Annotated in this window: 7 protein-coding genes and 4 tRNA genes; 8 read left to right on the plus strand and 3 right to left on the minus strand. The window is 62.1% G+C overall.

From position 1 onward, the window contains the following. Nucleotides 1–6: 6 nt before the first annotated feature. Nucleotides 7–2124, minus strand: coding sequence for a glycogen debranching protein GlgX (gene glgX, locus ACFQDH_RS14775; RefSeq protein WP_382403143.1), 2118 nt, complete (start codon nt 2122–2124; stop codon nt 7–9). 88 nt (nt 2125–2212) lie between these two features. Between glgX and ACFQDH_RS14780 the strand changes: the two genes are divergently transcribed. The 7 genes from ACFQDH_RS14780 to ACFQDH_RS14810 all read left to right on the plus strand — a co-directional run bounded on the left by ACFQDH_RS14780 (nt 2213) and on the right by ACFQDH_RS14810 (nt 5025). Next, nucleotides 2213–3319, plus strand: coding sequence for a YihY/virulence factor BrkB family protein (locus tag ACFQDH_RS14780; protein WP_382403144.1), 1107 nt, complete (start codon nt 2213–2215; stop codon nt 3317–3319). 42 nt (nt 3320–3361) lie between these two features. Further along, nucleotides 3362–3434 (plus strand) — tRNA-Gly (locus ACFQDH_RS14785). 52 nt (nt 3435–3486) lie between these two features. Next, nucleotides 3487–3557: transfer RNA gene (locus ACFQDH_RS14790), tRNA-Cys, on the plus strand. Between the two features lie 106 nt (nt 3558–3663). After that, a tRNA-Gly gene (locus ACFQDH_RS14795) sits at nt 3664–3736 on the plus strand. Between the two features lie 24 nt (nt 3737–3760). Beyond that, nucleotides 3761–3835: transfer RNA gene (locus tag ACFQDH_RS14800), tRNA-Val, on the plus strand. Between the two features lie 686 nt (nt 3836–4521). Then, nucleotides 4522–4749 carry a hypothetical protein gene (locus ACFQDH_RS14805; protein WP_382403145.1) on the plus strand — a complete coding sequence of 76 codons (228 nt, stop codon included), beginning with the start codon at nt 4522–4524 and terminating at the stop codon, nt 4747–4749. 6 nt (nt 4750–4755) lie between these two features. Further along, complete coding sequence (locus ACFQDH_RS14810; RefSeq protein ID WP_382403146.1) at nt 4756–5025, plus strand: hypothetical protein; 270 nt, start codon at nt 4756–4758, stop codon at nt 5023–5025. A 345-nt stretch (nt 5026–5370) separates the two neighbouring features. Here the strand turns inward: ACFQDH_RS14810 and ACFQDH_RS14815 are convergent, their stop codons facing one another. Then, nucleotides 5371–5928 (minus strand): hypothetical protein, encoded by a 558-nt coding sequence (locus ACFQDH_RS14815; protein WP_382403147.1) that lies wholly within the window; start codon nt 5926–5928, stop codon nt 5371–5373. A 1039-nt stretch (nt 5929–6967) separates the two neighbouring features. Between ACFQDH_RS14815 and ACFQDH_RS14820 the strand changes: the two genes are divergently transcribed. Beyond that, entirely contained in the window at nt 6968–10909 is a 3942-nt protein-coding gene (locus tag ACFQDH_RS14820; RefSeq protein ID WP_382403148.1) for a KAP family P-loop NTPase fold protein, read from the plus strand. A 386-nt stretch (nt 10910–11295) separates the two neighbouring features. On the opposite strand, the gene ACFQDH_RS14825 is transcribed toward ACFQDH_RS14820, so the two are convergent. Further along, the gene (locus ACFQDH_RS14825; RefSeq protein ID WP_382403149.1) at nt 11296–12318 is read right to left on the minus strand and encodes a hypothetical protein; all 1023 of its coding nucleotides are present in this window, start codon (nt 12316–12318) and stop codon (nt 11296–11298) included. Nucleotides 12319–12672 lie beyond the last annotated feature (354 nt).

Here is a 12672-nt window from a genome sequence, read left to right on the forward strand (position 1 = left end):
CGCGACTCAGTCGGTCAGTGCCGCCCGCAGCACCAGCACGGACCGACTGGGCACGTCGATCGCAGCACCCTGCTCGTATGCCGCGTCCGCAGCGGGATCGTCACTCGCCGTGTTGAGGGCGATCTGCCACTTGCCGTCATACAAGTCAGCAGGGACGGTGAACTCGACCGGCTCGGAGTGGCCGTTGAAGAGCAACAGGAAGTGATCGTCGACGACCTCGCGACCGCGGTCGTCCGGTGCGCTGATTGCCTGACCGTTCAGGAAGACCATCAGCGTTCGGGCGTAACCGTTGCGCCAGTCGAGTTCGTTCATCTCGGCTCCGGTGGGGGAGAACCACATGATGTCGCCCTGGTCGCTGGAGCCGCCGTGGTGAGCATCACCGTCGAAGAAGCGTCGGCGGCGAAAGGTCGGGTGCTCGATGCGCAGCGCGATCACCGAGCGGGTGAAGTCGAGCAGCGACTGTTCGTTGTCGTCGAGATCCCAGTGCAGCCAAGAGATCTCGTTGTCCTGACAGTAGGTGTTGTTGTTGCCGCCCTGGGTCCGCCCGATCTCGTCGCCATGAGCGAGCATCGGGACACCCTGACTGAGCAGCAGGGTGGCGATGAAGTTGCGCTGCTGTCGCAGTCGCAATTGATTGATGTCGCCGTCGTCGGTCGGTCCCTCGACGCCACAGTTCCATGAGCGGTTGTGGCTCTCGCCGTCCTGGTTGTCCTCCCCGTTGGCCTCGTTGTGCTTGTCGTTGTAGGACACGAGATCCCGGAGGGTGAAGCCGTCGTGCGCCGTGACGAAGTTGATCGATGCGATCGGCCGGCGGCCGGAGTGAGCATAAAGGTCGCTGGATCCGCTGAGCCTGGAAGCGAATTCGGCCAGTGCCTCTGCCTCGCCCCGCCAGAAGTCACGCACCGCGTCGCGGTACTTGCCGTTCCACTCGGTCCACAACGGCGGGAAGTTGCCCACCTGGTAGCCGCCGTCGCCCAGGTCCCAGGGCTCGGCGATCAGCTTCACCTGGGAGATCACCGGATCCTGATGGATGATGTCGAAGAACGCCGACAGCTTGTCGACCTCGTGGAACTGCCGGGCCAGCGTCGCCGCCAGGTCGAAGCGGAAGCCGTCGACGTGCATCTCCTCCACCCAGTAGCGCAGTGAGTCCATGATCAGCTGCAGCACGTGGGGACTGCGCATCAGCAGGCTGTTGCCCGTGCCGGTCGTGTCGTAGTAGTGCGTCTTGTCGTCGTCGACGAGGCGGTAGTAGGCGGAGTTGTCGATGCCGCGGAAGGCGATCGTCGGTCCCAGCTCACTGCCTTCGGCGGTGTGGTTGTAGACGACGTCGAGGATGACCTCGATGTTCGCCTCGTGCAGCGCTTTGACCATGCCCTTGAACTCGCTGACCTGCTGGCCGTCGGTGCCCGTCCCGGCATACTCGTTGTGCGGCGCGAGGAAGCCGATCGTGTTGTAACCCCAGTAGTTGCGCAGCCCCTTGTCGACCAGACCGCTGTCCTGCACGAACTGGTGCACCGGCAACAGCTCCACGGCGGTCACCCCGAGATTGGTGAGGTGATCGATGATCGAGGGGTGCGCGAGGGCGGCATACGTGCCGCGGATCTCCTCGGGGACGTCCGGGTGGGTCATCGTCAGGCCCTTGACGTGGGTCTCGTAGATGACGCTGTCGTGGTACTCGTGCCTCGGCGGCCGGTCGTGTCCCCAGTCGAAGAACGGATTGACGACGACGGACAGCATGGTGTGGCCGAGCGAGTCGTCCTCGTTGTAGGCGTCGGGGTCCTCGAAGCGGTAGCTGAAGAGTGACTCGTCACCGTCGACCTGTCCGTCGAACGCCTTGGCATAGGGGTCCAGCAGCAGCTTGGCCGGGTTGCATCGATGCCCTTCGGCCGGGTTGTGCGGACCGTGGACGCGATAGCCGTATCGCTGTCCGTCCTGTATGCCGGGCAGGTAGCAGTGCCACACGTGGCCGTCGACCTCGCTGAGGGGAACCCGTGTCTCCTCGCCGGTCTCGCTGACCAGGCACAGCTCGACGCCGTCCGCGATCTCGGAGAAGAGCGCGAAGTTGGCGCCTGCGCCGTCATACGTCGCGCCGAGGGGGTAGGGCTTGCCTGGCCAAATTTCCATAAAGGGCATTGTGGTCCACGGGATTCCGGTCCGACCCGGCTACCTTGGGTCAAGTGATCGGTGAGACCGCGCGGCCTGGGAGGCGCCGATGGGTGTGAAGGCCACTCTTCGGCGCGAATTGTCCCGGGTGCCAGGCCTGTTGGCGCTGGCGCGGCTCGTCGCGGGAACGTTCCGGGTGTGTATGAAAAACCGGGTCACCGGGCTGGCGGCCGAAGCCGGCTTCTTCGCGCTGCTGTCGCTGCCGCCGCTGATCTTTGGTCTATTGGGTGCGGTCGGCTACCTCGGACACTGGCTCGGTCCGAACATCGTGGGCCAGGTGACGGCGAATATCGAGCACTACGCCTCAGGTTTCCTGACCGAGCAGAGTCTGCGTGACGTGATCATGCCGACCGTCAATTCGGCGCTCACCGCCGGCCGGCCCGACGTGGTCTCGGTGGGCTTCCTGCTCTCGTTGTGGTCAGGGTCGCGGGCCCTGAACGTCATGCTCGACACGGTGTCGATCATGTATGGCCACGGCGGGCACCGTGGGATCGTGCAGGCGCGGCTGCTCAGCCTGTCGTTGTATTTCGGTGGGTTGATCTTCGGCGCGATCGTCGTGCCACTGATCGTCATCGGTCCGGACATCCTCAGTGGCTGGCTGCCGCCGGGGTTGCGGTTCCTGATGGTCTTCTACTGGCCACTGGTCGGCGGCCTGACGATCCTGACGCTCGCGACGTTCTTCCACATCGCAACGCCCGGGCGGCTGCCTTGGCTGCGGCATCTACCCGGCGCAGCGCTGACGTTGGCGATCTGGGTGGTCGCCTCGATGATGCTGCGGTGGTTCCTCGGCCGGTCTGTCGGTGACCACAGCGCCAGCATCTACGGGCCGCTCGCCGCGGCCATCGTGGTGATGACCTGGCTGTACTTCCTCGGCATCGCCGTGCTGATCGGTGCGGCGCTGAATTCGGCCTCTGTCCGCCTCTGGGCCGCCCCGGAGCGGACGCCGGTGCACGAGCGCGCGATCGAGTGGATCGGCGACGGTGTGACGAAGCTGCGCGAGCAGGCGGTCGAAGCCGATACCGGCAAGCTGAAACTACCGGTGACTCGGCTCGACCTCGCCGAGCGGCGCAAGGCCCGCGTCATACCTCTCGCGGATGTGGGGGAGGACGCCACACCGGAGGAGCCCCGTTTGGATTCCCGTCGCGCGATCGGCTAATGTTTCGGCGCGTGCAGGACGCGACTTCGCGTCAGGCAGCAGGCGGACATAGCTCAGTTGGTAGAGCGCAACCTTGCCAAGGTTGAGGTCGCCGGTTCGAGCCCGGTTGTCCGCTCTGGTTCACGGTTCTCGAGTCTCCTCGTGAGGCTTGGGGCCGGGAACCACGCGGTGGAGTGGCCGAGAGGCGAGGCAACGGCCTGCAAAGCCGTCTACACGGGTTCAAATCCCGTCTCCACCTCGTTCCTTGACTGCTGAAGCGCTCCGAGAGGGTCGTTTTGGAAGTTGGGCGGGGTGTCGGATAGAGTTCATATTCGTTGCCCCGACTGACAAGTCAGGGTTTACAGGCGGACATAGCTCAGTTGGTAGAGCGCAACCTTGCCAAGGTTGAGGTCGCCGGTTCGAGCCCGGTTGTCCGCTCTGCGGTCGCTTGTATATCGCTTAGGACGATTGGCGCAGCGGTAGCGCGCTTCCCTGACACGGAAGAGGTCACTGGTTCGATCCCAGTATCGTCCACCAGCTCGAAACTGCCCCTGACCTGCGGAAACGCAAGGTTAGGGGCTTCTCAATTTCGGGGGTGCACTACTTCTGCGCTACTTGGGACACGGATCTTAAACGACGTCGGCTGGGTCGTGAGCCGTTTCCTCGGCGGGAACACGTCACGAGTCCGCAGCGGAGACTGATGCGCTGATCTTGCTCGCTGTGGGTACCGCCCAACGAGCAGGCCATCTGCAACGGGTTCCTTCGCTACTGGCTCAAGGTCGAAGTCCCGCGGCGACGCTTGCGCGTCCGCGATGTGCACGCGACCCCGGTTCTCGGTCTGGCTGGACCGAACCCGAAGGATTGGGTGGATCGCCGTGCAGATGGCGGCCGGACCCACGATGCGCTACGAGCCGGGCGCGCTGCTGGGATGCCGATGCGGCGGCGAAACTGCCGCGGCCTACCGTGATCCGGTTCGGCCCGGGAGGGCTTTCGCCTTAAGGCCTTCCCGGCCCAGCATCCGGAACCGACTACGCGCCGCAGGCACCCCGAAGGTCCGCCCCCTGCAACCAGTCGCCTAGATTGCCGCAACCCCGGATGATCGATGCCCGACCATGGTCAACTGGCGGCGGCAGGACGCAACTTTCTCTGGTTGGGTTCGTGTCCTATGGCCATCTTCACGGGCGACCTTGACGGACCACCGACTCGCAAGTTAACTTGGTGTAGTGGATGACCCGATCATCGCCCAATCCGCTCTGAAGCACGGACTGGACGAGGGTCAGATCCTCCACGCATACCGAAACCCGATCCGGGTCTGGGACCTCGGCGACGGATTCACCATGATGATCGGCGCGAACGCCGCCGCAATCGTCCTTGAGGTCGGATACATCCACGGAGATACGGCGGTCGTCATCGTCCATGCGATGCCGGCCAGAGAGAAGTTCCTGAGGTGATCGGTGATGCCACGAAGCGTTGAGGAGATCCTGCACCACGCCGACGAGTTGGCGGCGAGGTTCGAGAACTACGAACCGAACCCCAGCGACGAGCTCGACCCCACGGTGGTTGCCGCGCTGCGCTCGGCGGTCATGGAACGCTCAGAGGCTGAGCGCCATCTCATAGAGGCCGTGCGGCAGGCCCGCGCTGCCCGGCTGTCTTGGTCGGCGATCGGTGCCCTGGTGGGCACCAGCGGAGAAGCCGCCCGCCAGCGGTACTCCAGTAAGGTTGCCTGACACGCGGCGGTATGACGCGTCCCCTGGCCATTGCTCGGACCGCGGAATTGTTGCGAGCTCGATGAGACTGCTGGATGGCCGTTGGCAGTGAAGCCGCGCCATCACGTGAAGTTTCTCGCCGTTCCTGGGGACAGGGCTACGGTGCTATCGGGCGCAGTTGCGATCTTCCAAATCCACTCGCTCATCTCGGCGCTGTACCTCGTAGCGTCGTCGGGAGTGGTTCTCCCTTGAGGAGTGCACGAACGTTGAGCCAGTGAGGTGCTTGCCCTTGAGGTGATGAAGGCGCAGGAGGTACGAACGATAATCGCGTGAGTCCGAATCGGGTGGCACGAGACTTCGTGGGTATCAGTCCGGGCAGCCCGGGATATACGTCGTGCCCTCGATGTGAACGGGTGCTCTCACCACCTCCATCGCGATGCACCGGGAGCGTTCTCCCGCGCCATAGTCCAGACGAACCCTAACCGCGTCCAACGGATACCGATTTCCAGCGGGGTCGAATGGATTCATGAGAGAGTTGTCAGTTGGATCAATACGAAGGAATAGTTGAGCACTCGCACCCCCGTCGAGCCCGAACGGTACGGGGCGCGACTCGCTCACTTCGCCGGCGATCTCCCACTGGTACAAGACCTCCTGGACATCCGGACGTAGCAAGTGTGCCGGCGTGGTGAGGCTGACCGCTTGGACAACGCCAGCACCGCTGCCCCGGTTATCGATCTGGACGACCAACCGTCCGCTTGTCTCCTCTCTGAACGCAGTGACCTTCGGCCTGAACTTCGAACTGAGATACTGCATGATCGCGATCAAAGCCGCGATACCACCGACGACCCAGGTGCCAGCGGCACCTACCCAGGCCGCGCTCGTTGCACTGTCCACTGTGATTGCCGCCGATGGGCCCTCGGTCACGCGGGCTCGCACCGGAGTCCGCGGAGACCTACCGCGATGGGGTACGCGTTGCATCTGCACCCATCGCCGCACCCGACGCCTCGGGTTATACACGGGCCCTCGGAACAGAGAGGTGCTGGGAGAACCTCAACGTTCTCAACCAAAGCTGAGTTGTCATCAAACTGCCCGTATGCGATGACGCGACGGAGGCCGTCCATGTCGGCGAACAGCAGCAGGCTGTCCTTCGACGCGGTCAAGTCATCAGGAAGATAGATGACGCCAGACTCTTGCACATCCGTGATTGCCAGTGTGAATGGGCCTACCGGCTGCCCATCCCGAAGATGCGCGTGCTGCATACGCTGTTCCGCCGCGCTAGCTTCCTCGAACAACGCAAAGGCACCAACTTTCTGGAGCATATCCAGATTGGTGTTCGCCTCTGACATGCGAGCAATGCTAGTTATTTCGGGCAACTCGATAACGCGGAGCGTCTCGCTCAGTGCCCGTGTACTTGTGCCTGCGAAATCGGCGAACGGGACGTCAGACCCTTGGATGCGAGTGCTCAGCCAACTCATACGTCCACACTAGGGGTGAAGCTGTTCGGCAGAATGACGATTGTCAATTTCTGCGCGGAAGGTGGTGGGTGGCGAAGGCACCGGCGGCTCTCCGCGATGAGCCGCAACTCGCTTGCTGAGGCGCGGCAGGGCGAGTGCAAGGGGCAACTACCCGCGCTGCACCATATGCGTGAAGCTCGGTGCGGTCGCGCGTCACTCTGGGCCGGATCCGGGGACAACCGCTCAGGCGCCTGCGACGTAGGCGGTCAGGACGTCCACGCCGTGGCGGTCGAGGTTGCCGCGGGCTCGGTCGTAGTGCTCGTCGTGCGGGGGTCGGCGTGCGGGCCAGGATCTGCGCGTCACGTAACGGCTCGCCCGCGTCGAGCGCGTTGTGATCGCGGCGTGTCCACCGGCGCTGTGTTTAGTCGAAGCTGACGGGCACTCTTCGGCGCACCGTGGCGGCCCGTGTCGGTGGGCGCCGATACGCTGTTCCGTACAGGAGGTGGCAGATGGCGCAAACTGTTCCATCAACTCGGTGGTTCATATCCGACCGAGCGATCGAGCGGCCCGAGCAAGATGAGTTGGGGCATGTCGATGTAGCCGCACAGCTTGCCAACATTGTTGAATCGGTTCAGGCGCCGTCCACGGTTGGACTTATTGGGGGATTCGGGACTGGCAAGTCATCGATCGGCAACCTCCTGGCTGCTCAGTTGGCGGCTCACAACGACCTCCAGGTTGTGACGTTGAGCGGCGAGAGGCACACCGGCATCGCTCGCCAGCGTGCGTTGGTGTATAGCTTCGGTGAGGCTCTGCAGGAGGACGCCGGTGTTGACCGAAAGCGGGTCGAGCGTGTTCTTGGAAAAATGGAGGTCGGTGAAGACCTTGAGGACGCCAACCTTGACTCGCTGCCGCTAGGTGTCTTCGTTGCCGAGCATCGACAGACGCTCACTAGAGCTGTCGGGTGGGCGCTCCTTGTGGCTGCGATCATTTACGTTCTCGGGGTTGTGATCGCCGGCATCGTGAATATGGTTCTGGACCGGAACGTCAACATTTTTGCGTCGCCGTTCCGGCTTGGCTTGTTCGTCGCGCCGTTCGTGGCTGGTCTTGTTGGAACGTTCTTGGTGCGTCTCCTCGCCCCGTGGATCAGTGCGTCGCTGAGTCCGGGTCGCCGTATCCGCCGGCGATCGCGCGCTGAGGCGGCTGACGAGTTGGAACGGGTCTTTGGTGACCTCGCTGCGCTGTGCCCCAAGAGATTGGTAATCGTCGTCGACGACATCGACCGGCTTCCGCCTGAGGAAGTCCTCCAGGCTCTGGCAACGATCAAGAGTCTCCAAGCCGTGCCCAAGAAGCGCCCGCCCATTTTTGTGATTGCGTGCGATGACGAGATCGTCCGAAGGGCAATCCAGACCGCCAACCCGGGACTTAGCGCCGTTGACGGGTCGCAACAGAAGGCCGCCGACGAATATCTCAACAAGCTCTTTCTTGTCAGGCAACCTCTGCCGCCACCATTGCGCGAGGATATGACGTCTTTTGCCACGAACCTGCTTTCAGCGCCTGGGTCGGTTCACGCCGGCCCCGCTGCCCTCGGTGACTCGATGAATGGTGTCTTGGAGATCCTAATTCACGAGGGCGTCAGGGACCCTCGACATGTCGTCCGATTGCTTAACGCATTCTTCGCCGATTACCGACTGGCAAGAGTTCGGGAAGGCGGCGAAGGTCGCCTTGCCTCCGGCTCCGTCACCGGGGTGCCTTTGATTCTTGCCCGACTAACAGTCATGCGTGTCGACTTTCCATATGCGTACCAGGCCGTCCGCGATGAATTTGATCTCCTCAAGGCACTTGATGTATACGTCCTCGGCGGCACGATCGATCAAGCACAGCGGGATCTGATCGAGCAGGCGAACCTCGTAGTCATGGCTCGTACCACCGAACGAGATGGCGACTCGGCAGAGGGCGACGAAGACCAGCGGCCTGACGAGGTGCAGAACGTAGACAGTTCGCGTTCCACCAAACTACCTGCGGACCTGACCACTTTCCTGCGACGCACCGCGCGATACGTCGAACAAGATGTGCCGCTCGCTCCATTATTTTACCTGGGTCAGACAGGAGCAGGCAGACTACTCGGTAGCCGCCGCGCCGAAGAGATCCGGATAGCATTGGAGAACAACGACGTTGGCGCGCTGCGATCACGGTTGACGGACGACGAATCGCTCGCTGAAGCAGCAGTCGACCACATGATCGCGGTCTTGGGATCCTCCCGCCAGGGTCTTCCACTCACGAATTCGATATCTACTGCCACGTCGTGCTTGAACAGCGTACCTGAGGCTCACGTTCCGGGGCTCGCCGCGAAGATCGCCGAGATAATTACCCGCGAACCGGATACAACACCCGAAGCTGCTGGTTTAGCTGATCTGATCCGATACGCTCCCATTGCCTTCCGCCGAGGACTCATTGGGAAATTGGTCAGCTTCGATGGCGATGGGGATGCTGCATCGCCACGGGCACAGGCAATGACTGAACTTGCCAAAGAATTCCCAGGCGAGCAGCAATTCACGGATTCTCTGAGGGACTACTTTGCAAACCTACCTACGCACTCCGGGTACGCTGATGCGAGAGTGTGGCTGCCGCGCGCCGAGTCTATGAGCCCCGTTGATCGCGACCGAATTCTCGGATCCACCTTTTACTCCGCGATAATCGAGAGTTCCGTCGGCGCACAAGACGACTCAATTCCCTCCGCAGACGGCGAGGTGTTTACCGCGATTCTTGCAGAAGCTGCTCAAGACGTGAAATCCAGCCCTATCATCCTTGCCGCAATTCGAAACGCTCTGGCTGCGGAGGGTGCAGAGCCTCGTTGGATCGCGATGAGATGTCTTGAACTGTTGCCGATCAAGGCGGACGACGTCCCCGATGTCCTCGAACGAGTCTCCGCCGTCTGTACCTCGGACGAGGTAAAGGCCTATCGAGAAACATTCATTTCCGCAATGCGGATCGTTACCAACTTGGGTCGCAACCACGCGGCGAAACTGGACGCAATGCCGCGCGAGGCGGCGACAGAGGTCGTCGCTGCAGCCGTTGCGGTGTTGGACGACGAAGGGAACGCTAGCGCGCACATTGAGGCTGCCAGGGCACTTCGACACCTAGGACCGGTGTGGCCGAACCATCTCATGGTCGCCGTTGACGCACTGGTCAAGACAATGGCAGCCCACCGGTCGAATGAGGACGAGCAAGGCCGCGCCGTCCAATCGTCGCTGGTGAGCCTGATCGAGTACCTACCCGAAGAAAGTGGGGAGAAGGCGGCGGAGGCGTTGATGTCGCCGATTGCGTCGGCGACCGACCAGAACGACCCAGAGCTCCGCATGGCCATTGAGGCCGCGCGCGAGCTTTGTCGATCAGAGCAGCGGCGCACCTACGTTGTTGGCCGCGTTCCTGCTTGGAGGCAGGTGTTCCAGACTGCGATCAGTGCCGCGGCGCATGTTCGACCTCAGGCCGAGGCACTCAAGATCGCGGCAGAACACGAGGCGTTCAGTGCCGCGGGCCAACGAGAACTGTTGACCAGGCTCGCCACCCTCGCGACGCAGGGTCATCCGTCAGTGGACGCTGCAGCCGAGGCATTGGCAACCATCCCATGGGACGCCAACCTGAGGCCCGAGGTTGGGGATGTGCTAGCGGGCGCATGGAACGAGATCGAAGACGACGGGCGCCAGCGGGTTGTCGACGACCTCGGCGCGTGGCCGAACCGTGAGATGCCTGTCCACGCTGGACTAATGGACGAAATAGTGCAGTTTGTGGTTTCAACGAGCGATGGTGGACCACGCGAGGATCAGTTGACGAGATTCTGGCCGTGGTTGTCTCCCGCGAACCGCGCCTCCGCGTTGTTATCTGACGTGAGCAACAGCTTCCGACAGCGCAAGTTGGTCGACGCCGGGATCGAGGAACTTTACGAAACTCTTGTAGCGGCAGCAGGCTCGGGCAGGTTCAAGTCGATTATTGACGACCTGGATGCTGTTAATACGGAGCTGGCTGATGCTGCAGCGATCCAGTTTATCCAGGCGTCGCTCCGCAACGAGGCCGTCGGTTGGCGGGACGATGATGTCCATGAAGCAACCCTTCTCATATCGTCCGACAACGCCTTAACCATGGTCTCTGACGCGTTGAGCGAACTGGGGGAAGGTGCTGCTCGTGCTGGGCATGCGGTATCTCTAATAGCCTGGCTCCGCGAACGCCGGACCGATCGCCTCGGACAACTAGACGCTGACCTCCAGGAGCAGATTATACATCTATTACCAGATGCGGATGCCGATCTCGCCGGCAGACTCGGCCACGTTTCGGCCCAAATGCCCTCACGTGCGTTTAATGGCATATTAAGAGGTATGAGATCAGATAAGGAGAATCATCGATCTCGGTCGGCGGCCAGCGCATTTGAATCAGGGCGGCGCATGAACGATAATTGATAGCTATGAGAAGCAGAAGTACGCTACTTGGATGGTTCTGATTGTCTGATTTATTTCGCGCCTGCGTGTATTTTTCGACTGAAGATCGCCGCGTCTTCAGATGGGACCTAGCGTTGATGCCCAGCGGCCGCGCGGGTGGCGCCATGTTCCGTTGATCGTTACTCGTCGCTCACCCGCGAAGCTCGGCCGTGCCACTCATGTCTCGGCTCCGCAGACGTGAGACACGGCGGACATCGAGTGAGCAATACACAGCGAGATTCGCCTCGCGCTCCCACACGCCAATGATTGGGGCATAGGTCAATCTGGGCGATTTGGACGCTACTGCCTCGCGGCATCCTTGCTCGGCGCTGACGTGCAGTGAATCCCCGGGCTCGGCGACGATCTACCTAGCCCTGATCGCGGACGGCCTCAACCAGCGCGGACGGGTCAAGTACCTCGCTACGGAGCATGTGGACAAGAAGCGTTGTCGTGGTGGTGATGAGGGTAGGGTCGCTCGGATCCCACAGGGTTGCGAGGGACGGCCCGCCTAGGTGGTGCAGGATCGTGGGGTCGGTTATCGATCTCAGTGCTTGGGCGACGCAGATTGCGAGATCGCGAGCAGCGAAAAGTTCGTCGTCGGTTAGGTCTACGGGGAGTGGTCGAAGCGTGAGTTGGCCGACGCCGGAGGCCGCGTCGAGGAAATCGCCAACGCCCTGTGGAAGTAAGGGCGGAACGTCTGCTGTCGCGGACTCGAGCATGCCGTCCATGCCAAGCGCCCTCATGAGATCAATCCAGAGCTCTGCATCCGTGCCTGAGGTTTCACCCGGTTGGGTTGCTGCAAGGATTTGGAAGAAGCACGTTGCGATCTGGAGCATGTCGGTCGTGCTCACAGGCTGACCGGACTTCTTTAGGTTTCGACGCATCCGGCCGAAAGGCGATGGGTGTACGGCTAGAGCCAATTGAGCCAGTGCTTCTGCACGTTCAAACGTGTCGTTGAGTTCAAGTCCAGCATCAGCGGGTGAGGGGAACTGGCTCTGAGCTCTTCGGATCAGATCGTCGAGCCCTTGGCGGATGGAGTGGAGTCTCACTGTGATCGCCGCCCGCACCAGTTCGGGCCTGACAGGAAGGTGGTGCGCAAAGAGTATTAGAGCGAGATCCTGTTGGCTGCGACCACGCCGGGTGTGGCGAATCAGCACATCGATCGCGGCTTCGACCTCGACGAGCGTGGCCGCGGTGTATTGCTGTGGGCGTCGACCCGCACGCGCGCCCACGGGGCGATCTCCCACAGCGTCCGCATCGGGCAGGAGTCCGCCTAGCCGCCATCGACGCACCATCCCGGGTGAGACGTCGAGGCCTCGAGTTGCTGCTCGGTCGGCGATCTCGACGTCGATGACCGCGACCGCCGAGCGCGAGCGCTTGGTAGAGGGCACACGATGACTCTAGACACACCGTCCGGGGCTTTCCCCCAATGACGACCATCCAACCTCGGTTGGCGGCTTGCAAACATGAGTACAGACGCCAAGACAGGAGGTGACGATGATGAAGAAGAACGAGCTACAGCAGCTGACCGCGCTGTTTACGCTGCTTGGGACGATCGCGTGGGCAGTTTCGATGGTCAAGAGAGCAGCTCGATGAGGGAGCGCTCCGCTGCCGAACTCGGCCGGTCAGATCTGCGGACCGACCGATTTCGGACTCAGCGCCCAGCCGAACGTCATCCCCGAAGAACGGAACAGCTTGCGTCACAGTGGGCGGTAGGCAGCAACTTTCGGACGATGGTGGTCGTC

Source organism: Flexivirga alba (assembly GCF_042661025.1).
GTDB lineage: Bacteria > Actinomycetota > Actinomycetes > Actinomycetales > Dermatophilaceae > Flexivirga > Flexivirga alba.